Source organism: Synechococcus sp. CBW1107 (assembly GCF_015841355.1).
GTDB lineage: Bacteria > Cyanobacteriota > Cyanobacteriia > PCC-6307 > Cyanobiaceae > Regnicoccus_A.
In genome coordinates this window covers 1,589,027-1,612,831 of record NZ_CP064908.1, presented here as the reverse complement: position 1 = coordinate 1,612,831, position 23,805 = coordinate 1,589,027, and the positions used below count along the sequence as shown (strand labels likewise).

22 protein-coding genes are annotated in these 23,805 nt (G+C 66.4%); 8 read left to right on the top strand and 14 right to left on the bottom strand.

What is annotated here, in order from left to right; all coding sequences use genetic code 11:
- Positions 1–3: 3 nt before the first annotated feature.
- Genes mreD through I1E95_RS08330 form a run of 3 tightly spaced genes read right to left on the bottom strand, consistent with a single transcriptional unit; the run spans position 4 to position 2,336 of the window.
- Positions 4–516, bottom strand: a complete 513-nt coding sequence (gene mreD / locus I1E95_RS08340) for a rod shape-determining protein MreD (protein WP_197161126.1) — start codon at positions 514–516, stop codon at positions 4–6.
- 3 nt (positions 517–519) lie between these two features.
- The gene (gene mreC, locus I1E95_RS08335) at positions 520–1,284 is read right to left on the bottom strand and encodes a rod shape-determining protein MreC (RefSeq protein ID WP_197161124.1); all 765 of its coding nucleotides are present in this window, start codon (positions 1,282–1,284) and stop codon (positions 520–522) included.
- A gap of 5 nt (positions 1,285–1,289) precedes the next feature.
- Positions 1,290–2,336, bottom strand: coding sequence for a rod shape-determining protein (locus tag I1E95_RS08330; protein WP_197161122.1), 1,047 nt, complete (start codon positions 2,334–2,336; stop codon positions 1,290–1,292).
- 171 nt (positions 2,337–2,507) lie between these two features.
- Between I1E95_RS08330 and I1E95_RS08325 the strand changes: the two genes are divergently transcribed.
- Complete coding sequence (locus I1E95_RS08325; protein ID WP_197161119.1) at positions 2,508–2,903, top strand: single-stranded DNA-binding protein; 396 nt, start codon at positions 2,508–2,510, stop codon at positions 2,901–2,903.
- A gap of 21 nt (positions 2,904–2,924) precedes the next feature.
- Here I1E95_RS08325 and I1E95_RS08320 read toward each other — a convergent pair whose 3' ends face one another.
- Positions 2,925–3,581 carry a DedA family protein gene (locus tag I1E95_RS08320; protein WP_197161116.1) on the bottom strand — a complete coding sequence of 219 codons (657 nt, stop codon included), beginning with the start codon at positions 3,579–3,581 and terminating at the stop codon, positions 2,925–2,927.
- Between the two features lie 61 nt (positions 3,582–3,642).
- Complete coding sequence (ahcY, locus tag I1E95_RS08315) at positions 3,643–5,103, bottom strand: adenosylhomocysteinase (protein WP_231594502.1); 1,461 nt, start codon at positions 5,101–5,103, stop codon at positions 3,643–3,645.
- 115 nt (positions 5,104–5,218) lie between these two features.
- Here ahcY and tsaE point away from each other — a divergent pair, with 115 nt between their 5' ends.
- Positions 5,219–5,701, top strand: a complete 483-nt coding sequence (tsaE, locus tag I1E95_RS08310; RefSeq protein ID WP_197161113.1) for a tRNA (adenosine(37)-N6)-threonylcarbamoyltransferase complex ATPase subunit type 1 TsaE — start codon at positions 5,219–5,221, stop codon at positions 5,699–5,701.
- Here tsaE and I1E95_RS08305 read toward each other — a convergent pair.
- The 5 genes from I1E95_RS08305 to mgtE form a co-directional block, all read right to left on the bottom strand.
- Positions 5,650–6,657, bottom strand: coding sequence for a carbohydrate kinase (locus I1E95_RS08305; RefSeq protein ID WP_197161099.1), 1,008 nt, complete (start codon positions 6,655–6,657; stop codon positions 5,650–5,652). The genes tsaE and I1E95_RS08305 overlap by 52 nt on opposite strands.
- On the bottom strand, positions 6,657–7,802 hold the full coding sequence (mutT, locus tag I1E95_RS08300; protein ID WP_231594501.1) for an 8-oxo-dGTP diphosphatase MutT: 1,146 nt from the start codon (positions 7,800–7,802) through the stop codon (positions 6,657–6,659). Before mutT ends, I1E95_RS08305 begins: the two co-directional genes overlap by 1 nt.
- Positions 7,803–7,815: 13 nt before the next feature.
- The gene (locus I1E95_RS08295; protein WP_197161096.1) at positions 7,816–9,198 is read right to left on the bottom strand and encodes a glucosyltransferase domain-containing protein; all 1,383 of its coding nucleotides are present in this window, start codon (positions 9,196–9,198) and stop codon (positions 7,816–7,818) included.
- 239 nt (positions 9,199–9,437) lie between these two features.
- Complete coding sequence (locus I1E95_RS08290; protein WP_304623253.1) at positions 9,438–10,442, bottom strand: RpoD/SigA family RNA polymerase sigma factor; 1,005 nt, start codon at positions 10,440–10,442, stop codon at positions 9,438–9,440.
- Positions 10,443–10,585: 143 nt separating this feature from the next.
- Positions 10,586–12,013, bottom strand: a complete 1,428-nt coding sequence (gene mgtE, locus I1E95_RS08285; RefSeq protein WP_197166866.1) for a magnesium transporter — start codon at positions 12,011–12,013, stop codon at positions 10,586–10,588.
- A 92-nt stretch (positions 12,014–12,105) separates the two neighbouring features.
- Between mgtE and I1E95_RS08280 the strand changes: the two genes are divergently transcribed.
- Together I1E95_RS08280 and I1E95_RS08275 are read left to right on the top strand one after the other, a co-directional pair.
- Positions 12,106–12,585: a glutathione peroxidase gene (locus I1E95_RS08280; protein ID WP_197166865.1), complete on the top strand. Its 480-nt coding sequence runs from the start codon at positions 12,106–12,108 to the stop codon at positions 12,583–12,585.
- 4 nt (positions 12,586–12,589) lie between these two features.
- On the top strand, positions 12,590–13,798 hold the full coding sequence (locus I1E95_RS08275) for a cation:proton antiporter (protein ID WP_197166861.1): 1,209 nt from the start codon (positions 12,590–12,592) through the stop codon (positions 13,796–13,798).
- A 39-nt stretch (positions 13,799–13,837) separates the two neighbouring features.
- Here the strand turns inward: I1E95_RS08275 and I1E95_RS08270 are convergent, their stop codons facing one another.
- Both I1E95_RS08270 and gyrB read right to left on the bottom strand, forming a co-directional pair.
- Positions 13,838–14,155: an SH3 domain-containing protein gene (locus tag I1E95_RS08270; RefSeq protein ID WP_197166859.1), complete on the bottom strand. Its 318-nt coding sequence runs from the start codon at positions 14,153–14,155 to the stop codon at positions 13,838–13,840.
- A complete protein-coding gene (gene gyrB, locus I1E95_RS08265; protein WP_197166858.1) occupies positions 14,155–16,113 on the bottom strand; it encodes a DNA topoisomerase (ATP-hydrolyzing) subunit B in 1,959 nt (652 codons plus the stop codon). The genes I1E95_RS08270 and gyrB overlap by 1 nt, the downstream gene beginning before the upstream one ends.
- A 193-nt stretch (positions 16,114–16,306) precedes the next feature.
- Between gyrB and miaA the strand changes: the two genes are divergently transcribed.
- Positions 16,307–17,203, top strand: coding sequence for a tRNA (adenosine(37)-N6)-dimethylallyltransferase MiaA (miaA, locus tag I1E95_RS08260; RefSeq protein WP_197166856.1), 897 nt, complete (start codon positions 16,307–16,309; stop codon positions 17,201–17,203).
- A gap of 66 nt (positions 17,204–17,269) precedes the next feature.
- Positions 17,270–17,926, top strand: a complete 657-nt coding sequence (infC, locus tag I1E95_RS08255) for a translation initiation factor IF-3 (RefSeq protein ID WP_197166854.1) — start codon at positions 17,270–17,272, stop codon at positions 17,924–17,926.
- 7 nt (positions 17,927–17,933) lie between these two features.
- Here the strand turns inward: infC and I1E95_RS08250 are convergent, their stop codons facing one another.
- Positions 17,934–18,674, bottom strand: a complete 741-nt coding sequence (locus I1E95_RS08250) for a dienelactone hydrolase family protein (protein ID WP_197166852.1) — start codon at positions 18,672–18,674, stop codon at positions 17,934–17,936.
- A 144-nt stretch (positions 18,675–18,818) separates the two neighbouring features.
- Here I1E95_RS08250 and I1E95_RS08245 point away from each other — a divergent pair, with 144 nt between their 5' ends.
- The gene (locus I1E95_RS08245) at positions 18,819–19,847 is read left to right on the top strand and encodes a GntR family transcriptional regulator (protein WP_197167272.1); all 1,029 of its coding nucleotides are present in this window, start codon (positions 18,819–18,821) and stop codon (positions 19,845–19,847) included.
- Positions 19,844–20,653, top strand: coding sequence for a serine O-acetyltransferase (gene cysE, locus I1E95_RS08240; RefSeq protein ID WP_231594946.1), 810 nt, complete (start codon positions 19,844–19,846; stop codon positions 20,651–20,653). Before I1E95_RS08245 ends, cysE begins: the two co-directional genes overlap by 4 nt.
- Before the next feature lie 163 nt (positions 20,654–20,816).
- Here the strand turns inward: cysE and secA are convergent, their stop codons facing one another.
- The gene (secA, locus tag I1E95_RS08235; RefSeq protein WP_197166851.1) at positions 20,817–23,660 is read right to left on the bottom strand and encodes a preprotein translocase subunit SecA; all 2,844 of its coding nucleotides are present in this window, start codon (positions 23,658–23,660) and stop codon (positions 20,817–20,819) included.
- Positions 23,661–23,805 lie beyond the last annotated feature (145 nt).

Here is a 23,805-nt window from a genome sequence, read left to right as displayed (position 1 = left end):
CCATCACCCCCGTGCGACGGCACTGTGCCGTCGCCAGAGCAACAGCAGCAACGAACAGATCATGGGTGCCAGCAGGGCCGTCACCAGCACCTGGGCCAGCAGGGTGTGCAGGTTCGCCGCGCTGAGCAGCGACGCCCAGCCGCTGGCCGCCTGCCGCTGCAGCAGCACACTCAGCCCCAGGAGAGCCGTGCCGAGCATGGCCAGCAGGCCAAGACTGAAGCTGCGCTCGATCGGCGGGCCCCGCCGCGACAACCGCCCCCACCACCAGCCCAGCAGGGCCAGGGCAGGCATCTGGGTGGCACCGCCGAGGTGGAGGGTGTCGAGCAGGAGGCCCAGGGCCAGCCCCGCCAGGGCACCGGAGAGGGGCCCATCCGCGAGCGACCAGGGCAGCAGCCAGAGCACCGCCCAGCTGGGGGGAACCCCGCCGATCCGCAGCACGCCTGGCGCCGCCAGGGTGAGCAGAGGCACCACCAGGGCGCTGACCACGAAGAGGGGGCGGCGGTGCAGGCTGGCCATGGTTCAGGTTCCCGCCGGAGCGGGTCCCCGGCGGGTGAGCACCTGCACCCAGTCGACCGAAGCCACCGGCGCGCTCAGCTGCACCACCGCCAGTGTGGCCGGCACCGCCTTCTCATCCACCGACTGGATCACCCCCACGCTCAGGCCCGGCGGCACCAGGGTGCTGGCGGGGGAGGTGACCACCACATCGCCCGGGCGCACCTGGGGATCCTTCTCAAGGAAACGGAGAACCGGCCTGCTGCTGCCGACCCCGGTGAGCAGCCCATGACGCTGGGTCCTCGCCACCCAGACACCCACCTTGCTGGCGCTGTCGGTGAGCAGAACCACCCGGGCGGTGGTGGGGGTGACGCTGTCCACCCGCCCGATCAGGCCGCCGGGAGCGATCACCGAATCCCCCGGGCGGATCCCCTGAAGCCCTCCGGCCCCCAGGACCAATTGATGCCACCAGTCGCCCGGCTCACGGGAAATCACCGGCGCGGTGACCTTGCCGGGATCGGCCCGCTGCAGATCGAGCAGGTGGCGCAGGCGGCGGTTGTCGAGCTCCAGCTGGCTGAGCCTGGTCTGCTGATCCAGCTGCTGCGCCGCCTGCAGCCACTCCTTCTGGGCGCTGCCGGGCCAGAAGGGGCGGCTGATCACGGCATAGGCATCACTGAGCAGGGCGCCCTTGCTGAGGCGCACGGCCACCAGGGCAACGGCCACCAGGGCCCAGGGCCAGGCTCCGACCACCGGCCTCAGCCAGGGGACGCGGAAGAGGCGTCCGAACGGCACCGGACTCAGGTGGAGAGACGAGAGAAGTCAGGAGTGTCGAGGACCCGCTCCAGACGTTTGTAGTCCTCCAGCACCTGGCCACAGCCGTTGACCACGCAGAGCAGTGGGTCCTGGGCCACGTGAGTGAGGATGCCGGTCTCGTGGCTGATCAGCTCGCTGATGCCGCGCACCAGGGCACCGCCGCCGGCGAGCATGATGCCGCGATCGACGATGTCGGCGGCAAGCTCGGGCGGAGTTCGCTCCAGGGTGCGTTTGACGGCTTCGACGATCACGTTGAGCGGCTCGGCCATCGCCTCGCGGATGTCTCCGGCGCGGATGTTGATCGTGCGGGGCAGACCGGAGAGCAGGTGCAGGCCGCGCACATCCATCGAGAACTCATCGTGGTCGTCGTCGGGGAAGGCGGAGCCGATCCGGATCTTGATCTCCTCGGCGGTGCGCTCACCCACCACCAGGTTGTGGACCTTCTTGAGATACACCGTGACGGCATCACTGATCTCATCACCCGCCACCCGCACCGACTCACTGAGCACGGTGCCGCCAAGGCTGAGCACAGCCACTTCAGTGGTGCCGCCACCGATGTCGACGATCATGGTGCCGACGGGTTCGGTGACCGGCAGACCGGCCCCGATCGCGGCCGCCACCGGCTCATCGATCAGATGCACCTCGCGGGCACCGGCCAGACCGGCCTCCCGCACCGCCCGGCGCTCCACGCCGGTGACACCGCTGGGGATGCCGATCACCAGCCGTGGAGCCACGATGCCGCGTCCTTCGTTGCCCTTCTGGATGAACGACTTGATCATCATCTCGGCGGCGTCGAAGTCGGCGATCACCCCATCGCGCAGGGGACGCACGGCGCGGATATTGCCTGGAGTGCGGCCCAGCATCAATTTGGCCTCGTCGCCCACCGCCAGGGGGACCCCCTTCTCCAGATCGAGCGCCACCACCGACGGTTCCTGAAGAACGATCCCCTTGCCTGAGACATACATCAGGGTGTTGGCCGTTCCCAGATCGATGCCGATGTCACGGGAGAGCTGGAAACGACGAAAGAACACTGGTGAGCAGCCAAGCGGCGCGAATCATAGGTGGACCCCCTGAAGAGGCCCTCGGCCGGAGCCGGGGTGGGACACCCAGGCCAAAGGGTGGAACCAGCAGAGAGAAGCGCTGCAGGACGTGGCGCATCATGGGTCCAAGAGACCCCATCCCCCCCTTTTTCTGGAGACCCCATGGGTGTGAATTCCGTGACCCTCGTCGGCCGTGCCGGCCGCGACCCCGAAGTGCGCTACTTCGAATCCGGCACCGTTGTGGCCAATCTCACGCTGGCCGTGAACCGCCGCAGCCGCGACGACGAACCCGACTGGTTCAACCTCGAGATCTGGGGTAAGCAGGCCCAGGTGGCCGCCGATTACGTCCGCAAGGGCTCCCTGCTGGGCATCATCGGATCCTTCAAACTCGACCGCTGGACAGACCGTGCCACCGGTGAGGAGCGCAGCAAGCCGGTGGTCCGGGTCGACCGGCTGGAACTGCTGGGTTCCAAGCGGGACGCCGAGCAGGGGGCCTACGGCGATGGCGGCAGTGCCTACGGCGGTGGCGAACCCAGCAGTGAGGAAGTGCCGTTCTGACGCTGATCCCGAAGGCCTGCTTCAGCGGCTGGTCTGGCGCTTCTTCCAGGTCCGCAGCCCCAGCCAGACCGCGAAGGCCAGCACCGCCAGCACCAGCCCCACCTTGATCACCTGAGTCACGGGCTGCAGCCAGACCTCCACGTTGGCGTAGCCCTGCCCGAGGGCCATGCCGGCCACCGTCAGCAGCAAGGTCCAGATCAGGCTGCCGGCCGTGGTCCAGATCAGGAAGGGCACCAGCGGCATCATCTCGATGCCGGCGGGAACGGAGATCAGCGTGCGGATGCCAGGTACCAGCCGGCCCCAGAACACCAGAGCCGTGCCGTGGCGGCCGAACCAGGTGCGGCTGCGGTGCAGTTCCTGGGGACTGATGCCGATCCAGCGGCCATGGCGCTCGAGCCAGTGCTCGATCCGCTCCTCATTGACCAGACGGCCGACGCCGTACCAGGGCAGTGCCCCCAGCACGGTGCCCGCCAGGCCGGCCAGCACCACGGGCACGAGGGCCAGCTGCCCCTGCTGCACGTAAAAGCCCCCCAGAGGCATGATGAGCTCTGAGGGGATGGGCGGGAAGAGGTTCTCCAGGAACATGGCTCCGAAGATGGCCCCATAACCGGCGATCGGATTGGCAGCCACGGCCGCACCGATCAGATCGGGCAGCTTCTGGATCAGTTCAATCGCCATCGGGCGTCATCCGCGGTGCCCGCAAGTCTTCCATGGGAGACAGCCGGTTCCGTGGACGACCTCAGTAGCGGTAGTGGTCCGACTTGAAGGGACCCTCAACCGGCACATTGATGTAGTCGGCCTGCTCGGAGGTGAGCTCGGTGAGGCGGGCACCGATCTTGTCGAGGTGGAGGCGGGCGACCATCTCATCGAGGTGCTTGGGCAGCACATAGACCTCCTTGCCGTACTGGTCGCCCTTGCAGAACAGCTCGATCTGGGCCAGCACCTGGTTGGTGAAAGAGTTGCTCATCACGAAGCTGGGGTGTCCGGTGGCGCAGCCCAGGTTCACCAGGCGGCCTTCGGCCAGCAGGATGATCTTGTTGCCGCTGGGCAGCAGCACGTGGTCCACCTGGGGCTTGATGTTGTCCCAGGGATATTGCTTGAGAGCCACCACATCGATCTCGTTGTCGAAGTGGCCGATGTTGCAGACGATCGCCTGATCGCGCATCCGGACCAGGTGATCGTGGGTGATCACGCGGAAGTTGCCGGTGGCGGTCACGAAGATGTCCACGTCAGCCACCACATCATCGAGGCGGACGACGCGGTAGCCCTCCATGGCCGCCTGCAGCGCGCAGATCGGATCCACTTCAGCGATCATCACGCTGGCCCCCAGGCCCCGCAGCGACTGGGCCGAACCCTTGCCCACATCGCCGTAGCCCATCACCAGGGCCACCTTGCCGGCCACCATCACATCAGTGGCGCGCTTGATCGAATCCACCAGCGATTCACGGCAGCCGTAGAGGTTGTCGAACTTGCTCTTGGTGACCGAATCGTTGACGTTGATGGCCGGGAAGGGCAGCTCGCCGCTCTTCTGCATCTGGTACAGACGGGCCACACCGGTGGTGGTTTCCTCAGTGACGCCCTGGATCTGGGCGTGGATGCGCGAGTAGAAGCCGGGCTGGGCGGCCAGACGCTGACGGATGGAGTGGAAGAGGGCGGTCTCCTCTTCACTGCCTGGGTTGTCGAGCACCGAGGGGTCCTGCTCGGCCTTGGTGCCCAGCACCACCAAACCGGTGGCATCGCCGCCGTCGTCGAGGATCATGTTGGGGGTGCCGCCGTCGGCCCACTCCATGATCCGGTGGGTGAACGCCCAGTATTCATCAAGGTTTTCGCCCTTGTAGGCGAACACAGGGATGCCAGCGGCGGCGATGGCGGCGGCAGCGTGATCCTGGGTGGAGAAGATGTTGCAGGAGGCCCAGCGCACCTCAGCGCCGAGGGCCACCAGGGTTTCGATCAGCACAGCCGTCTGGATCGTCATGTGCAGGCTGCCGGCGATGCGGGCGCCCTTGAGGGGCTGCTCGCTGCCGTACTTCTGCCGCAGGGCCATCAGGCCGGGCATCTCGGTTTCGGCGATGGCCATCTCCTTGCGGCCGAAGTCCGCCAGGCCCAGATCAGCGATCACATACGACGACGTCACCTGCAGGCCCGACAGGGCACCGCTGAGCGTGGAGTCGGCCACGGCCGCGGGGGGGGAAACCACCATGGGTTGAAGACGCTCCCTCAAGGGAGGACGATGGGTTGAAATATCTGCAGAGACGCCGAGGCTTCGGGCTCGCTGCAATCGAATCTACAGGCGCTGCCAGGGCAGGGGCGAGGGCATGGGTGAGCAGCTGACACTGGCCGATGCCGCGGCCACCCGCCGGCTGGGGGCTGACCTGGCCACGCTGCTGCTGGGCGAGGGGCCGCGGCTGCTGCTGCTGCGGGGTGATCTCGGCGCCGGCAAGACCTGCCTGGTGCAGGGTCTGGCCCAGGAGCTGGGCATCGCCGAGCCGATCACCAGCCCCACCTTCGCCCTCGCCCAGCACTACAGAGGCCAGCTGGCCGGCCGCAGCACCCACCTGGTGCACCTCGACCTCTACCGGCTGGAGCAGCCCGAAGCCGCCGACGAGCTGTTCGCCCAGGAGGAGGAGGAGGCCCTGGCCCAGGAGGCGGTGCTGGCGGTGGAATGGCCCGAGCGGCTGAGTGTCACGCCAGCCCCGGCCTGGCAGGTGCACCTGCTGATCGATGCTGACGGTCGCCTGGCCCGGGTTCAGGCTCCCGGGGAGCCCGAGGCCATCGCGTCCAGAAACGCCAGCACCTGAGCCTGAGTGGGCTGGGGCTCGATCGCCCCGGCGCCCTGGCAGACCAGGGCCCCGCAGGCACTGGCAAAGCGCATGGCGTCCATCACCCGCTCCCCGCTGCCGGAGCCCAGCAGCTCTGGCTCCTGACAGAGACGGTGCAGCAGAGCTGCCAGGAAGGCATCACCGGCGCCGGTGGTGTCCACCACAGGCACCCTGTAGGCCTCGAGGCGACCGGCCTGGCCGCCCAGCCACCAGCTCAGGGTGCCGGGACCATCAGTGATCAGCACGGCCGGACCGTGGGGCAGGGAGGCGCTGATCCGCCGGGGGTCACGGCTGCCGGCAATCCAGTCGGCCTCCTCGGCAGACACCTTGATCAAGGCTGCAGCGGCCAGCAGGGGCCGGATGGCGTCCAGGGCCTGGTCAGGGGGGCAGGACCAGAAGGTTGGGCGCCAGTTGACATCCAGGGCCAGCGGGATCCCGGCCGCCTCGGCGCGAGCCTGGGCCAGGTGCAGGGCAGCGGCAGAGGCGTCGGAGGCGAGCGGAATGGTGCCCACCAGCAACCAGCGGGCAGTCGCGAGCAGCTCCTCCAGCGGGCCCGCCAGGGCGGAGGCCTCCAGGGCCTGATCCGCGAACCCATCCCCCTGCTCACCGGCGAAGCCACCGAAGCTGCGATCCCCCGCGCTGTCACGACGCACCAGCACGGTGCGACTGGGCCGCACTGGATCCCACTGCACGGCACGGATGTCCACGCCCCGGGAGGTGAAGAGCTCCCGGAAAGCAGCGCCGATCGCATCCTCGCCGAGGCGCCCCAGCAGGGCCGAGCCCGTGCCCAGCCTGGCCAGAGCGCAGGCCACATTGGCGGGTGCCCCACCGAGGCAGTCCTCGACCGGCAGATCGGTGGCAGGGTCACCTCCCGGAGGGCCGAGGCGATCGACCAGCGCCTCTCCGAAACACAACACCTCGGGCGGGGGGGGCATCAGACCGATGGCAGCTTCCGACCAGCATGACGGGGGGTGCCCTGACGGCCGACCCAGGCATGCAGGGCGGCAATGATCCGGGCGTTGGCGGCCGGAAAGGGAAACTCCTCCAGCCGCTGCGGCTCAACCCATCGCACCTGCTGGCTGGCCAGAGGCTGGGGCTCGCCGCTGCTCCAGCGACAGAGGTGGACGATGAAGCGCAGCCGCTTGTGGCTGTAGGCGTGGTCGAGGCGGATCAGCTCCTCACCCACCTCCACCTCGATCGCCAGCTCCTCACGCAGTTCCCGACGAATGGTGTCGACGATCGGCTCATCGGGCTCCTGCTTGCCGCCCGGGAACTCCCACAGGCCGCCCAGCAGACCCTCCTCCAGGCGCTGATCGATCAGCACCCGGTCGGCGCCATCGAGAACTACCCCCACACCGATCACCTGGAACGGCGCTGGCGAGCTGGAGTCCTTCACGGGGTAGCGGGTGGGGTCCCCGGCAGCGTACGCAGCACAGTGGGACCGCCAGGGGCACTCACCACAGCGGGGCCGGCGGGGAGTGCAGACGGTGGCGCCCAGATCCATCAGGGCCTGGTTGAAGGCCCGCGGCCGCTGCGAATCGAGCAGCTCCTCGCTCCAGGCCCAGAACCGGGCGAGTGAACGCTGGGGCGGCTGCGGCCAGGCCAGGAGGCGCGCCAGCACCCGTCGCACGTTGCCATCGAGGATCGGATAGGGGCGATCGAAGGCGGCACTGAGGATGCTCCCAGCCGTGCTGCGGCCGATCCCCGGCAGAGCCTGCCAGCCCTCCAGATCCCCGGGCCAGCCATGGGCGGCCAGCCATCCGGCGGCCTGGTGCATCCGGCGGGCTCGGGAGTAGTAGCCAAGCCCCTGCCAAAGCAGCAGCACCTGCTGTTGACTCGCCTCCGCCAGGGAGTCGATGTCTGGAAACGTCAGCATCCAGCGCTCCCAGTACGGGCGCACCACCGCCAGCTGAGTCTGCTGAAGCATCACTTCGGCAGTCCAGATGCGAAAGGGGCAGAGGGGTTCACCGTCCTCGGGCTCACTGCCATCCGGCCTGAGTTTCCAGGGAATCCCCTGGCGGCCATGCAATCCCCACCAGACGAGCAGATCCCGGCGCAGGGCCGACAGATGAAGGATCACATCCACCAGGGCTTCAGAGCATGCGCACCAGGAGGGTCTCACCCTGCACCTGCAGGCTGTATTCGGCCGAGCAGGCGCTGGTGTCCGAGGGAACGCAGGGCTCATCACGGAATGCCCCTGGCTCCAGCTGGCTGTGCTCGAGCGCCAGACCATGGAACTGGAGCTGATTGCGGCCCCAGCTCCAGTCGTCGTTGATCAGCCTGGGCACCAGTCGGTCCAGCAGGGGAAACTTCTTCGGACTGTTGCGCAGCACCGGGGATTGAGGCATTCCGCCGTCGAAGCGGATCGCCGTGATCGTGGTCTCCGGCAGCCGCATCTGCAGCCGGGTGATCCCCCTCCTGCGGGACCGGGTCGTCCCCGCCACGATCTGAAGAGCGAGCGCCGAAAGCAACGGGCCGAGAAACAGCAACAGTCGCGGCACCCTGGCCAGGGGATCCGCCAGACCCAGGAGGGCACCGGGGGACACCAGGGCAATCAGCGCCACGGAGCCCTGCACCAGAGCCGTGTCGGCCAGCCTCGACAGGCGGCCATGGCGTGCCTTCGGCCACCGCCCGGCCGCGATCCAGACCACGACGGCATAGGCCAGAACCAGCATCAGCCAGGGGACACTGATGGGCCAGCGACTCCTGTCGTCGAAGTGAATCCGCCAGAACTCCAGGGCATGGCGCAGGAGCTGGGCGGGCAAGGAGGGGTCGATGACGAGCGCCTGGCCCTGTTCGGCGGCGTAGGACGTGCGCTCCTTCAGCACCGGTCGCATCAACAGCAGGTAACTGGCCAGGGCCAGGTCATAGGTGACGATCACCCATGCCAGCCGGTGCAGAAGGGAGGGCCGTTCGGGCACCGGCGCCGCCAGACCGAAGGTTTCCCCCAGCGCCAACATCAGCGCGAAGGGCAGAAACCCGCTGGTGGCTGGCTGGTACAGGCAGAGGGAGGCCAGAAGCAGCGCCTGCCGCGTCACGACCCGGTGGAGCACCACCGCAGCCACAACCGCAAGCCCCAGGGCCAGGGCCATCGCCAGACAATCGAATCCGCAGGACAGGTTCTCCAGGGCATAGGGCTGCCCCAGCAGTGGAAGCGTGGCCAGGGCACTCCAGAGGGGTGAGTGCAGGCCATAGGCACGGGCTGCGATGACGAAGGTCAGCGCCAGCACGACAACGGCCAGCAACTGGTGCAGCGGTGCCACGGCCACAGCCGGTGCTCCCAGATTCACCAGGGCGAAGAGACCATCGGCCAGGTGACGCCCCACTGCGGTCCAGCGGAGCTCTCCGTCCATCGAGCGGCCGTAGTCGTCGATGTAGCGATGAACGAAGAGCAGAATCGGCAGCACCAGCAGCAATCCCGGCTGCCAGACAAACCTTGAACTGACGAACAGACTCTCCCCGGAGTCCCGTACCAACCAGCCGCAGGATCAGCACCAATCCGATCTGCACCGCGGGTGTGCTGCATCCACGACCCTGCGGTGACCCCGAGCGTACCAACCATATCTGAACATGGTCGAGCCAATCATTCCTGAGCGCTACAAGACAAAAGCATCTGGCCATGGATGACAAGGCCACGACCAGATGACTGTCAACCTGTGACTCAGGATTGCAGTGGAACGTGGGCAGCTGGAAACAACGTCCACGTCACATCTTGTCAGACCTGAATCATGGCCGCATCGCTGTACTCCTTCACCTGATCACTGAGGCGGCGGAGGGCGGCGAGGCCATCGCGCTCCAGGTTGCGGATGCGATCGCGGCTCATGCCCAGGATGCGACCGATGCCCGTGAGGCTCATGGGCTCTTCGACGTCGATGCCGTAGCGCATCGTCAGCACGCTCCGCTGCAGCTCCGGCAGCTGCTCCAGCAGTGCACGCATGTCTCCACGCAGGCACTCCCCGTCCACGCTCTCCGCCGGCAGCGTCCCATCCGCCTGCAGCAGGTCCAGCAGTTCCGTGTCCTCTCCGTCCCCCACCTTCGTCTCCAGGCTCACCGGTTGACGCGCACGGCAGAGCAGATCCTTCACCTCCTCCTCAGGCAGCTCCACCGACTCCGCCAGTTCGCTCAGCGTCGGGGTCCTCCCCAGCTCCTGGCTCAGCTCCCGCTGGCCTTTCTTCAGCTTGTTCAGCGTTTCGGTGATGTGGATCGGCAGACGGATCGTCCGGCTCTTCTCCGCGATCGCCCGCGTGATCCCCTGACGGATCCACCAGTACGCATACGTGCTGAATTTGTAGCCCCGCGTCGGGTCGAACTTCTCCACGCCACGCACCAGACCGATCGTTCCCTCCTGGATCAGGTCCAGCAGTTCCATGTTCCGCTTGGTGTACTTCTTCGCCACGCTCACCACCAGCCGCAGGTTCGCCGCCACCATCCGCTCCTTCGCACGCCGACCGCTCGCCAGCTTCCGCTTCAGCAGCGCCGGGCTCAGACCCGCCGCGCTCGCCCATTCCGCCGCACTCGGCTTCTGGCCTCCGGCGCGCATCTCCAGTTCCTGCTCCGTTTCCTCCAGGCGCATCAGCTCCTGCACCTGACGGCCCAGCGTGATCTCCTGCTCATGGGTCAGCAAAGGCACGCGGCCGATGTCGCGCAGGTACGAGCGCACAAGGTCGCCATCCACCGGCGGCAGCGTGCGAACGGCGATGGGGGACTGGCGGGCGTCCACCGCAGGGGCGGACTGGAGGGCGGTTGGACGGGTGGAAAGGGCGGCGACCACGACGACGGAACTTCTGACAGTGTGTAAAGCCTAACCTGAAGAAGTGTGAAGGTCTTCTCAGGATTGGCACGAGTTCCCCGAATCCAGCCCGCTCAGGCCGGCATGCCCACGTGGTTCAGCAGCCAGGACGCCGTTTTGAGGTAGATCAGAACCCCGGCCACGTCGGTGGCCGTGGTGATGAACGGCGCCGACATGAGGGCCGGATCCAGGCCCAGCCGGTCGAACAGCAGCGGCAGCGAGGCGCCTGCCGTGGCAGCCAGGGTCGTGATGCAGACCAGGCTGATGCCGGCGGCGGTGGCCACCAGCATCCCGCCCCCCACCTGCCAGGCCCAGGGCACCACCACGATCACCAGCAGCAGGCCCAGCAGCAATCCTGAGAGCGCTTCACGCCCCACCGTGCGCCACAGCCCGAGCGCCTGAATGCGCTGGGTGCTCAGGCCCCGGATCACCACCGTTGAGCTCTGGGCACCCACGTTGCCGCCGGTGCCGATCAGCAGCGGGATGAAGGCCGCCAGCCGCACCACCTCCTTGAGCACCCCTTCCTCGGAGGCGATCACCGCCGAGGTGCCGGTGTTGGCCACCAGCAGCACCAGCAGCCAGACCACCCGGCGGCGGGCCACGGTGAACAGATTGCTCTGGAAGTAGTCGTCCTCATCTCCGGCCTGCACGGCGCCGGCGGCGTAGAGGTCGCGGGTGGCCTCCTGCTGGATCACGTCGATCACGTCATCGACGGTGACGATCCCCACCAACCGCTGCTCCAGATCCACCACCGGCACAGCTAGAAAGTCGTAGCGCTGGATGATGCGGGCCACTTCCTCCTGATCGGCGGTGGTGGTCACGTTCACCACCTCCCGGGTCATCACATCCCCGATGCGGTCCTCCGGATCGGCCGTGACCAGATCGCGCAGCGAGAGGATTCCGGTGAGGTGGCGGGAGGCGTCGGTGACGTAGAGGCTGTAGATGGTTTCGGTGTCGCGGGCCCGGCGGCGCACGATGTCGAGGGCCTGGGCGGCGCTGTGGAATTCCTTGAGATCGATGAATTCGGTCGTCATCAGACGACCGGCGGTTTCGGGCTCATAACCCAGCAGCTGGGCCGTGACGCGCCGCTCCGCCGGGCTCAGCTCCACCAGCAGCCGGCGCACCACCTTGGCTGGCAATTCATCGAACAGGCGCACCCGATCGTCGGGCGACATCTCCTCCACCAGCTCCAGCACCTCGCCGGAGCGCAGCCTCTCCAGCAGGGATTGCTGTACCGGCGGATCGAGATACTCATAGACCTCGATCGCCTCATCCTTGGCCAGCAGGCGAAAGGCCAGGGCCTGCAGCGTGCGCGGCAAGGCGCCGATCGCCTCGGCGCAGTCGACGGGCTGAACCGGCTCCAGCAGCAGCTTGACGCCGGCGTAATTCCCTGCGGTGAGCAGCGCCTGCAACTGCCGCGCCACCACATCCGCCACGGGCACCCGGCCGTTGCTGGCCACCCCTGCGGCAGAGACGCCACTGCCGCTGGTTCCCTCGCTCATCGGCCTGAAGGATCGCGGCTCATCGAGTGTATGGGCGAAGGCCCGTCACAGCGACGCCGCCCGCCTAGGGTCCGGCCGATTGAGGATTTCCCATGGCTGTGAATGTGTCGGATGTGGTGGTGCGTGACGCCACGGGCAAGGAGCAACGCCTGGGCGACTTCGCAGGCCAGGTGCTCTTGATCGTGAATGTGGCCAGCCGTTGCGGCTTCACCCGCCAGTACGCCGGGCTGCAGAAGCTTCAGGACAGCTACGGTCCTCGCGGCCTGCAGGTGCTTGGCTTCCCCTGCAACGATTTCGGCGCTCAGGAACCGGGCACGCTGCCCGAGATCCAGCAGTTCTGCGCCACCACCTACGGCGCCTCCTTCACCCTCTTCGAGAAGGTGCACGCCAAGGGCGTCAAGACCCCTCCCTACGACCTCCTCACCACGGTGGAGCCGGCCGGGGATGTGGAGTGGAACTTCGAGAAGTTCCTGGTGGGCAGGGACGGCACTGTGCTGGCCCGCTTCAAGAGCGGCGTGGAACCCGATGGTGCCGAACTGACCGCCGCGATCGAAGCGGCCCTGGCCGCCTGAGGCCATGCCACCGCTCGGCCTGGCCGAACTGGTCATCGCCGGATTGCTGGCCGATGGCCTCTTCCGGCGTCTGGGATTCCCCGGGCTGGTGGGCATGTTGCTGGTGGGGGTGGCCCTGGGCACCTCGGGCCTGGGGCTGATCGACTCCCGCCTGCTGGCTCTCAGCGGCGATCTGCGCCAGATGGCGCTGATCGTGATCCTGCTGAGGGTTGGCTTCGGGCTCGACCTGGCCACCCTGCGGCGAGTGGGGCCGCGGGTCCTGCTGCTGGCCTGGATTCCCGCCAGCTGCGAGGGCCTGATGATCACCGCCGTCGCCCAGCCCCTGCTGCAGCTCAGCTGGCTGGAGGCGGCCCTGCTGGGCTCGGTGCTGGCGGCGGTGTCACCGGCGGTGGTGGTGCCGCTGATGCTGCGGCTGATCGAGGAGAACCGCGGCACCGCCAAGGCCATTCCCTCGATGGTGATGGCCGCCGCCTCCCTCGATGACATCGCCGTGATCGTGGTGAACGGGGTGCTGCTGGGCCTGCTGGTGAACGACCGGGGGGCGCTCAGCGGCCGGCTGCTGGGGCTGCCTCTCGGACTCACCCTCGGGGCCCTGGCCGGAGGCCTGCTGGGCTGGGGGCTGATCCGCTGGTTCGAGCGCTTCCGGCCCAACGCCAACCGCCAGACCCTGCTGGTGCTCGCCCTGGCCCTGCTGCTGCTGCGCCTGCAGGACGCCATCAACCAGCTGGTGCCCTTCACCGGTCTGGTGGCGGCCATCGCCCTCGGGGTGGTGATCCTGGAGCTGCGTGAAGACCTGGCCCACCCGATCTCCGCCAAGCTCAGCTCGATCTGGGTGTTCGCCGAGCTGGTGCTGTTCGTCCTGGTGGGGGCCCAGCTCAATGTGGGAGTGGCCTGGAGCCATGGACTGGCGGGACTGGCCGTCCTGGCTCTGGGTCTGCTGGCACGCTCGCTGGGGAGCCTGGCCTGCCTGGCCAGAAGCCCGCTCACGGCGGGTGAGCGCCTGTTCGTGGTGGTGGCCTACACCCCCAAGGCCACGGTGCAGGCCGCCATCGGCGCTGTGCCCCTGCTGACGATGCAGGCCGCTGGGCAGCCCAGCGGCCCCGGTGAGGTGATCCTGGCCGTGGCAGTTCTGAGCATCGTGGTCACAGCGCCGGCCGGAGCCTGGCTGAGCGCACGCCTGGCCGACCGGGTGCTTCACCCCGCTGCGGCATGAGTGGGCGGGGCAAGCGAACCGGAGCCGAGATGGCGCCGGTCAGCCCGCCAGCCAACCGCGCCTGGGTGTTCGACAGGACCCGGCGATCTCCACATGGAACCAACGTCCCCCACCTGGCTCCTTCCAGACCCGCAGCAGCCTCAGGGGTTCACCGGCAGGCAAGGCCACCAGGCTCGGGGCGCGGTGATGGGGGGATGCGCGCAGGGCATCCCCGGTTTCAGGGGTGAGGCCGGACAGCAGGGGGTCGCCGGCCTGGCGGCGACGCAGCGGCGGCGAACGGTGCTCACCGCCGCCGGCAGGCAGAGCCGCCGGAGCAATCAGGGCGAAGCCGAGGATCCAGGCCCAGCGCCAGGCCATCAGATGTCGAGCTGAGCGAAATCCAGTTCGGCGCTGTGGGTTTCGATGAATTCACGGCGAGGAGCCACCTTGTCGCCCATCAGGATCGTGAAGATGCGATCAGCCTCGGCGGCGTCCTCGATCTCTACCCGTTTCATCGTGCGGGTGGTGGGATCCATGGTAGTTTCCCAAAGCTGCTTGGGCATCATCTCACCGAGGCCCTTGAAGCGCTGAATCGTGTAGTTGGCCTTCTCACCAAAGCCATCAAGCGTTTTCTTGAGATCCTGCTCGTTGTAGCAATAGGTATGGTTCTTGCCGCGCTCCACTTTGTAGAGCGGCGGGCAGGCGATGTAGATATAGCCGCCTTCCAGCAATGATTTCTGGTACCGGTAAAAGAAGGTGAGCAAGAGGGTGCGAATGTGCGCACCATCCACATCGGCATCAGTCATGATGACGATGCGATGATAGCGCAAGGCCGATAGGTTGAACTCCTCGCCCTTAATACCCAGGCCCAGGCCTGTAATCAAAGCCTGAATTTCCGTGTTTTTGTAGATTTTGGCATCGTCGGTTTTCTCGATGTTGAGGATCTTGCCGCGCAGGGGCAGGATCGCCTGGAAGCGTCGGTCACGTCCCTGCTTGGCTGAGCCGCCGGCCGAATCACCCTCCACGATGTAGATCTCCGATTCAGAAGGATCGCGGGAGCTGCAGTCGGCCAGCTTGCCCGGAAGGGTGGAGCTCTCCAGCACCGACTTGCGCCGCACCAGCTCACGAGCCCGACGGGCCGCCTCAGCCGCATTGAAGGCCTGGATCGCCTTCTCGAGAATCAGGTCGATCACCTGGGGATGGAATTCCAGGAACTCACCGAGGGCCTCGCCCACCACAGAATCGACGATGCCGCGCACCTCGGTGTTGCCGAGTTTGGTCTTGGTCTGACCTTCGAATTCAGGATCCGGCACCTTCACCGAGAGGACGGCCGTAAGACCTTCTCGGATGTTCTCGCCGGCAAGATTGGAATCGGTGTCCTTGCGCTTGCCGCGCTTCTTGGCGAAGGTGTTGAGGGTGCGGGTGAGGACCGTTTTCAGTCCTTCGATGTGGGTACCTCCGTCGACGGTGCGGATGTTGTTGGCGAAGCCGAGAATGCTGTCGGAGTAGGCGTCGACGCACCACTGCAGCGCCGCTTCCACCTGAACTCCATCCTTGGACGCATTGACGTAGATGATGTCGGGATGGAGAGGATCCTTGCCCGCATTCATGTAAGTGACGTACTCGCGGATACCGCCTTCGTAGTGATAGATCTCCTCATGGGGGCTGCCATCGGACGACCTGGCCGCCTCGCGTTCATCGCGGAAAACGATGCGCACCCCGCCGTTGAGATACGCCAGCTCGCGCAACCGGCCAGAAAGGGTGGCGTAATCGAAGTCGATCCCGCCGCTAAAAATCTCGATGTCGGGCTTGAAGCGCACCGCTGTGCCGGTGGCGCCACTGGGGTCGTCCTCGGAGCGCAGACTGCCGATCGGAGCACCGCGCTCGAAGCGCTGGCGATGCACCTGGCCCTGGCGGCGCACGGTGACCTCCACCCACTCGCTGAGGGCATTGACCACGGAGATGCCCACCCCGTGCAGGCCGCCGGAGACCTTGTAGCCGCCGCTGCCGAACTTGCCGCCGGCGTGGAGAACGGTGAGGACCGTTTCCAGGGCCGACTTGCCGGTACGGGGATGGATGTCGGTGGGGATGCCGCGGCCGTTGTCGGTGACCTCGGCGGATCCGTCCTCGCAGAGGCGAACCAGGATCTCATTGCAGTGGCCCGCGAGGGCCTCGTCGACCGAATTGTCGACCACCTCATAAACCAGGTGGTGAAGACCCCTCGGCCCCGTGGTGCCGATGTACATGCCGGGTCGCTTGCGCACCGGCTCCAGGCCCTCGAGCACCTGGATCTGCTCGGCGCCGTAGGCGTGCTGGATCTTGGAAGCGTCGCTCATTCCGGAGGTCACACCAGGCGGACGGCGAGGTCCATGGGGGAAAATAGACTGTGGGGCAGCACAGTGGGTTTGGAAGGCGAATGACGCGCCGTAACCCCTGCCCGAGGCCTCCAATCTACCACCGAAGGCTCACAGCCGCCCCCAGGGGCCTCTGGCGGCCCATTCGAGTCAGGGGTGCACCCCCCAGGATTCCATGTCCCTGCCGCCTCTGCTGATCGCCCTGATGGGACCCACCGCCAGCGGCAAGACCGCCCTGGCGATCGAGCTGGCCGAAGCCCTTGATCTGGCCGTGCTCTCGGTCGACTCCCGCCAGCTCTACCGGGGCATGAGCATCGGCACGGCCAAACCGAGCGCCGAACAGCGCGCCCGGGTGCGCCATGACCTGCTCGACCTGCGCGACCCAGACCAGCCGATCAACCTGCAGGAGTTCTGCGGGGCCGCCCGGGCCGCCATCACCGCCGAACACCGCCGCCGGGGCGTGGCCTTCCTGGTGGGCGGCAGTGGCCTCTACCTGCGGGCTCTGATCCAGGGCCTGGAACCTCCGGCGGTGCCGCCCCAGCCCAAGCTGAGAGCCCAGCTCCAGGAGCTCGGGCAGCCCTTCTGCCATCAGCTCCTGGGCCAGGCGGATCCGCGCGCCGCCGGACGGATCGCCTCAGCCGATGCCGTGCGCACCCAGCGGGCCCTGGAGGTGATCTACGCCACCGGGCGGCCCCACACGGCCCAGCCGAGCGCCTGCCCGCCTCCCTGGCGGGTGCTGGAGCTGGGTCTGAACCCTGCGGATCTGCGCGAGCGCATCAGCCGGCGCAGCCAGCAGCTCTACAGCGATGGCCTGGTGGAGGAAACCGAGCAACTGATCGCCCGCTATGGAGCCGACCTCCCGTTGCTGGCCACCATCGGCTACGGCGAGGCCCGCTCCCTGCTGGCCGCAGAGCTGACAGAAGCGGAGGCCATCGCCCTGACCACCCAGCGCACCCTCCGCTACGCCAAGCGGCAGCGCACCTGGTTCCGCCGCCAGCATCAACCGCTGTGGCTGGAGGACGACGATCCAATCCGTCAGGCGTTGCCGGCGCTGCAGCGCGTCCTAGGGTGATTGTCTGGTACAACCCTGGTTCGACCAGGTCCAACGACCTCCACTGCCGGTCCCTCGCCTCTCTGAATGCCACCTCGTCCCCGTTTCGATCGCCGAGCCCCCGTCCGGGAGCTCCCCAACATCAACGAACGGATCAGCTACCCCCAGCTCAGGGTGGTTGATGCCGACGGCAGCCAGCTCGGAGTGATCACCAGGGAGGAAGCCCTGGATGTGGCCAAGGACCGCGACCTGGACCTGGTGCTGGTGAGCGAGAAAGCTGATCCGCCGGTCTGCCGGATCATGGACTACGGCAAATTCAAGTTCGAGCAGGAAAAGAAAGCCAAGGAAGCCAAGAAGAAGTCTCACCAGACCGAAGTCAAGGAGGTGAAGATGCGCTACAAGATCGATTCGCACGACTACCAGGTGCGCATCGGTCAGGCGGTCCGCTTCCTCAAGGACGGTGACAAGGTCAAGTGCACGGTGATCTTCCGCGGCCGCGAGATCCAGCACACGGCCCTGGCCGAGCAACTGCTGTTCCGGATGGCCAAGGATCTCGAGGAAAGCGCCGAGATCCAGCAGGATCCCAAGCGGGAAGGCCGGAACATGATCATGTTCCTCACCCCCCGCAAGACTCCGCTCACCAAGGAGAAGGATGCCGCCGCCCAGGCCGCCAAGGCCGTGCGCACCATCCCCTCCCCGGTCAGGCAGCTCAGCAACGCCGAGCCTGCACCCAGCGAGGCCTGACCAGGCCTCAGTCCGTGTCCAGTTCCCCAGCGAAGAGCTCGAGCATCCGGCTCCAGCCCTCGGCCGCTGCCGCACTGCGGTAATCGGACCGCTGGTCGCACATGTAGCCATGGCCGGCCTCGGCCATCTGCAGGGTCAGCCGCTGGCCACTCGGATCGGCTGCAGCCAGGGCCGCCGCGATCGCCTGCACATCAGCAGGGGGAATCAACGGATCCAGGCGGCCACAGAAGACCGTCAGCGCTCCAGCCACATCCGGTAGCACCTCCAGGCTTGGCGCTCCGCCGCCCGGCCGGCCGCTGGCCATCCCGGCGCCATAGAAGGCGGCGGTGGCCCCGATCGCCGGCAGGCTGGCCGCCAGCAGGGCCGCGTGCCCACCGAAGCAGAACCCCACGCATCCCAGGCGACCTGGCACCTGCCGCTTCAACCAGGCGGCGGCCGTCTGCAGATCCTCCAACAGCTGGTCGGTCCTGACCTGCTCCTTGTGGGCGCGACCGATGGCCAGCTCAGCGTCGCTGTAGCCCAGGTCCAGATCCGGTGCGGTGCGGGCCATCAGCGGTACCGCCAGAGCCGCATAGCCCTCCCCGGCCAGCCGTGCGGTCACGCTGCGCACCCAGCCGTTGATGCCGAACACCTCGGGCAGCACCAGCACGCCGGCGCGGGGTGCACCGGTGGGGGGCTCCCACCAGCAGCGCAGAGTGCAGGGGGCGGCCGCCTCAGGAGCCGTTTCGATCGAGATCCACTGGGCCATGGCTGGGACTGGACGAGGGCGGGGGTCCGGAGCCGCTGGTCCGTGTGCCGGCGGCAACCGGCACAGGCTCGTATGCCACAGGGGCAATTGTCACCAGCGCCGAAGCTCCGTAGGGTGGCCGCACCCGTTCAGGTTCTCTCCGGCGTGCGATTCCACATCCAGCAGGAAAGCGACATCCCGGCGTCGACCCAGCTCTACAACCAGATCTGCTTCGCCATCGCGGCCCGTCATTACCCGCCGGGCCATCGCTTGCCGAGCACGCGGCAGCTGGCCATGCAGACCGGCCTGCACCGCAACACCATCAGCAAGGTGTACCGCCAGCTGGAGAACGATGGGGTCGTGGAGGCGATGGCCGGCTCGGGCATCTATGTGCGCGACCAGCAGAAGCCCCGTGAGCTCAAGGCGCCACCGGGACTGCGCAACCGCCTGCGCCCCGACATCGACCGGGAGGTGCGCCAGTGCGTCGACGGCCTGCTCAACGCCGGCTGCACCCTGCAGCAGGCCCGTGAGTTGCTGACCCGCGAGATCGACTGGCGCCTGCGCTGCGGAGCCCGGGTGCTGGTGTCGACCCCCCGCGAGGACATCGGCGCCTCGATGCTGATCGCCGAGGAACTGGGACCCGTTCTGGAGGTGCCGGTGGAGGTGGTGCCGATGGAGGAGCTCGAGGCCGTGCTCGAGAGCTCCAGCAACGGCACGGTGGTCACCAGCCGCTATTTTCTCCAGCCCGTGGAGGAGCTGGCTCAGCGTTTCGGCGTACGGGCCGTGGCGGTCGACCTCAACGACTTCCACCATGAGCTCAACCTGCTCAAGGAGCTGCGGGCCGGGAGCTGTGTCGGCCTGGTGAGCATCAGCCCGGGCATCCTGCGGGCCGCCGAGGTGATCCTGCACAGCATGCGCGGCAATGAGCTGCTGGTGATGACCGCCAACCCTGATGTGGGCAGTCGCCTGCTGGCCCTGCTGCGGGCCGCCAGCCATGTGCTCTGTGACCGCCCCAGCCTGCCCCTGGTGGAGCAGACCCTGCGTCAGAACCGGTCCCAGCTGATGCGCCTGCCTCAGGTGCACTGCGCCCAGAGCTATCTCGGGGCCGCCACGATCGACCTGTTGCGCAAGGAAATCGGCCTGATCGGTCCTCGCGACAGCCCTGCCGAGGGCGAAGCCGCTCAGGCCGGATGATCAGACGACTCCTGAACCCCATACTCGCTGATCTGCGCATCATCCGGGAACGCGACCCGGCAGCTCGCGGCACCCTCGAGATCCTGCTCTGCTACCCGGGCTTCCAGGCCCTGGTGCTGCACCGGCTCAGTCACCGCCTCTGGACGCTGAACGTGCCGCTGCTGCCGCGGCTGTGCTCGCAGATCGGCCGCCTGCTCACCGGCATTGAGATCCATCCGGGAGCCAGGATCGGCCACGGGGTGTTCATCGACCACGGAATGGGTGTGGTGATTGGTGAAACCGCCGAGATCGGTGACCGCTGCCTGTTGTTTCAGGGCGTCACCCTGGGTGGCACCGGCAAGGAACACGGCAAGCGCCACCCCACCCTGGCGGAGAACGTGGTGGTCGGCGCTGGCGCCAAGGTGCTGGGTGCCATCACGGTGGGCACCAACACCCGTATCGGAGCCGGCTCGGTGGTGCTGCGCGATGTGGGCCCCGACAGCACGGTCGTCGGGGTTCCCGGTCGCGTCATTCACCAGTCGGGCGTGCGGATCGATCCCCTCGCCCACTCCCAGCTGCCCGATGCGGAGGCCAAGGTGATCCGCAACCTGATGGAGCGCATCGACACCCTCGAGAGCGAACTCAGCCGATTGCAGACCTGTCTGCGCGAGGTGGCTGCCGGCCGCCCCCTCCAGGAAGCCTGCGGCGGCAGGGCCCAGAGCCTGAAGGATCGGGAAATCATGGAGTTCCTCGGCAGCGGCGGCGACAGCGAACTCGAAGGAGACCCAGGTGGCCGAATCAATCCGGCGATGAACGCGCCATCATAATCCTGATACAACCCATGAAGGAAAGAGGATTGTGATCGATCCTCTCGATCATCACGAGCCTGTATTCAAGGCCTTTGATTGTGATGACGATGGCACAGTCATTATTTCCCGGAAGTGCTATTACCACATCCCTCTGTTGCACTGGACATGGAGCCTCTCCCGCCTAGGCGCCTACCCCGGAAGTCTGGATCTGGGGCGCGAACATGAACATTGAATAGATCACATTTCGACGCATCGCGGTCATCATGTCAAGGAACATGTCATAGCCCTCATTCTTGTATTCGATCAGAGGATCCTTCTGGCCATAGCCGCGCAGGCCAACGGACTCCCGCAGGGCATCCATAGCCTGAAGATGCTCTCTCCAGAGGGTGTCGATCTGCTGAAGGATGAAGAAGCGCTCGGCCTCCCGCATCAGTCCCGGCCTCGCCTGCTCGATCTGGCTTTCCTTGAGGTCATAGGCATTTCGAAGCTGCTCTCGAAGAAAGGCCTTGAGCTCCTCGGTGTTGAGACCCGCGAGTTGATCCGGGGTGAGATCCTCCAGTAAATAAACGAACTCCTTGACCTTGGCCACAAGCTGACCCAGATCCCACTCCTCGGGCGGGAGATCGGGATTCACATAGGCGTCGACGATGTCGGACATGGTGCGCTCGCCATAGCCAATTACCTGCAGTTTGAGTTCACGCCCTTCGAGCACACGCCTCCGCTCGGCATAAACAGCCTTGCGCTGGTTGTTCATCACTTCATCGTACTCGAACACCTGCTTGCGGATGTCGTAGTAATAAGTTTCAACCTTCTTCTGAGCCCCTTCCAGGGAGCGGGTCAGCATCCCGGATTCGATCGGCATGTCTTCCTCCACGCGGAAGGCATTCATCAGCCCGGCTACCCGATCACCACCGAAGATACGCAGCAGATTATCTTCCAGCGAGAGGAAGAAGCGTGTGCTCCCGGGGTCGCCCTGACGGCCAGCACGGCCGCGCAACTGATTGTCGACCCGGCGCGACTCGTGTCGTTCGGTGCCGATCACATGCAGGCCACCGGCCTGGCGCACCTGCTCCTCCTCCTGCTTCACCACCGCGTCATACTCACCGCGCACCCTGGCGATCGTGCGGCGCAGCTGCTGGATCTGGGGATCCTCCGCAGGGGCCTTCTCCGCTGCCTGGGCGATGCGATCCTCCAGTTCAAGCACCGTGAGAGCCCGGTCACCCCAGGCCTTCACCAGCTCCCGGGCCAGCTCACCAAGCTCGCGTTCCGTGGCTTCACTGAGGGCGCAGGGGTAAAGGGCGCCGATCGCACGGGCTTCGCTGGGCGCCGCCGGGAGACTGGATGGATCCGACTGTCGGCCAAAACCGGCTGGTGCTGGCAGGGATTGCTGAGACGGCACAGGCGGAAGGTGGCCGTCCTCAGGACGGACCAGACGCGGCAACAGCACCTCGCGCAACTTGAGGCGGGCCATGTAGTCGGAGTTGCCTCCCAGGATGATGTCGGTGCCGCGACCGGCCATGTTGGTGGCGATGGTCACGGCCCCGGCCCTGCCGGCCTGGGCGATGATCTCAGCCTCGCGCTCGACGTTCTCGGGCTTGGCATTGAGCAGGTTGTGGGGGATCCCCTGCTCCGCCAGCAGGCCCGACAGCAACTCCGATTTCTCGACACTGGTCGTTCCCACCAACACCGGCCTGGAGGCACGGTGGATCTCGGCCGTTTCCGCCGCTACGGCACGCCATTTGGCCGCCTCGTTCTTGTAGACCTGATCCACCAGATCCTGACGGGAACGGGGACGGTTGGTCGGTACCACCGTGACCTCGAGCTTGTAGGTCTTCTCGAATTCCACTTCCTCGGTCTTGGCGGTGCCGGTCATGCCCGCCAGTCGCGGATACAGGAGGAAGAAGTTCTGATAGGTGATGCTGGCAAGAGTCTGAGTTTCCGGCTGAATGGGCAGGTTTTCCTTGGCCTCGATCGCCTGGTGCTGGCCATCACTCCAGCGCCGGCCTGGCATGACGCGGCCAGTGAATTCATCCACAATCACGGCGTCATCGCCGCGAACAATGTAATTCACGTCCTTGATGAAGAGCTCCTTGGCTTTCAGAGCATTGGTGATGTAGTGGGCCCAGGGATCCGCAGGATCGAACAGGTCGGAAACGCCCAGCAGACTCTCAGCCTTGGCATACCCTTCATCGGTGAGGGTAACGTTACGCTGCTTTTCGTCGACTTCGTAATCACCCTCAGGATCAATTCCGTCCTTAGCCATTCCCTCAGCACGCTCAAGCAGGGCGGCAATCTCTGCAGCCCGCATGTATTTCTCCTGGGGTCGCTCCACCTGACCTGAAATGATCAGAGGCGTGCGCGCTTCATCGACGAGAATGGAGTCAACTTCGTCAATGATGCAGTAGTGGAAATCCCGTTGCACCACCTCCTCGATATCGTTCGCCATGTTGTCACGCAGGTAATCGAACCCGAGCTCGCTGTTGGTGGCATAGGTGATGTCGCAGGCGTAATTGCGGCGGCGGTCTGCCGGCGCCATGTCCTGCTGAATCAGGCCAACCGAGAGACCGAGAAAGCGATGCACCTGGCCCATCCACTCGGCATCGCGGCGGGCGAGATAGTCGTTCACGGTCACCACGTGAACTCCTGCTCCGGTGAGGGCGTTCAGGTAGGCCGGCAGGGTCGCCACCAGGGTCTTGCCCTCGCCCGTCTTCATCTCGGCGATCTGCCCCTCATGAAGCACCATGCCGCCGATCAGCTGCACATCGAAGTGACGCATGCCAAGAACCCGCTTGCCGGCTTCACGCACCACGGCGAAGGCTTCGGGCAGCAGTTCGTCGAGCAGCTGGCGCTGCCGGGCAGGACTGCCGGCGTTCTCCAGCCGCTGGCGGAACTCAGCGGTCTTGCCGCGCAACTGATCATCGCTGAGGGGGGAGATGTCCTCCTCCAGCAGGTTGATGTCGGAGACGATCGGCTGGTAGCGCTTCAGCTTGCGGGCATTGGGATCACCAAGCAGCAGCTTGAGCATGGAGAAATCCAGCCGAATCGAACCACTCTACCACCGCCACCTTCCTGTGAGTGGGGCAGAAGGGAGCTGTGGCAAGGCTTTTCAGGGATCGAAGCGGAGGTTCATTCAGGGACAGAAGGGCCGATCAACGGTCCAGGTCAGGCCG

Excerpts from the sequence above, each read along its gene's own strand:
- infC (WP_197166854.1), top strand. The coding sequence starts at position 17,270 with ATGCCACCTCGTCCCCGTTTCGATCGCCGAGCCCCCGTCCGGGAGCTC.
- tsaE (WP_197161113.1), top strand. The coding sequence starts at position 5,219 with ATGGGTGAGCAGCTGACACTGGCCGATGCCGCGGCCACCCGCCGGCTG.
- mreD (WP_197161126.1), bottom strand. The coding sequence starts at position 516 with ATGGCCAGCCTGCACCGCCGCCCCCTCTTCGTGGTCAGCGCCCTGGTG.
- I1E95_RS08280 (WP_197166865.1), top strand. The coding sequence starts at position 12,106 with ATGGCTGTGAATGTGTCGGATGTGGTGGTGCGTGACGCCACGGGCAAG.
- cysE (WP_231594946.1), top strand. The coding sequence starts at position 19,844 with ATGATCAGACGACTCCTGAACCCCATACTCGCTGATCTGCGCATCATC.
- secA (WP_197166851.1), bottom strand. The coding sequence starts at position 23,660 with ATGCTCAAGCTGCTGCTTGGTGATCCCAATGCCCGCAAGCTGAAGCGC.
- I1E95_RS08250 (WP_197166852.1), bottom strand. The coding sequence starts at position 18,674 with ATGGCCCAGTGGATCTCGATCGAAACGGCTCCTGAGGCGGCCGCCCCC.
- gyrB (WP_197166858.1), bottom strand. The coding sequence starts at position 16,113 with ATGAGCGACGCTTCCAAGATCCAGCACGCCTACGGCGCCGAGCAGATC.
- I1E95_RS08320 (WP_197161116.1), bottom strand. The coding sequence starts at position 3,581 with ATGGCGATTGAACTGATCCAGAAGCTGCCCGATCTGATCGGTGCGGCC.
- ahcY (WP_231594502.1), bottom strand. The coding sequence starts at position 5,103 with ATGGTGGTTTCCCCCCCCGCGGCCGTGGCCGACTCCACGCTCAGCGGT.
- miaA (WP_197166856.1), top strand. The coding sequence starts at position 16,307 with ATGTCCCTGCCGCCTCTGCTGATCGCCCTGATGGGACCCACCGCCAGC.
- I1E95_RS08275 (WP_197166861.1), top strand. The coding sequence starts at position 12,590 with ATGCCACCGCTCGGCCTGGCCGAACTGGTCATCGCCGGATTGCTGGCC.
- I1E95_RS08325 (WP_197161119.1), top strand. The coding sequence starts at position 2,508 with ATGGGTGTGAATTCCGTGACCCTCGTCGGCCGTGCCGGCCGCGACCCC.
- I1E95_RS08305 (WP_197161099.1), bottom strand. The coding sequence starts at position 6,657 with ATGCCCCCCCCGCCCGAGGTGTTGTGTTTCGGAGAGGCGCTGGTCGAT.
- I1E95_RS08270 (WP_197166859.1), bottom strand. The coding sequence starts at position 14,155 with ATGGCCTGGCGCTGGGCCTGGATCCTCGGCTTCGCCCTGATTGCTCCG.
- mgtE (WP_197166866.1), bottom strand. The coding sequence starts at position 12,013 with ATGAGCGAGGGAACCAGCGGCAGTGGCGTCTCTGCCGCAGGGGTGGCC.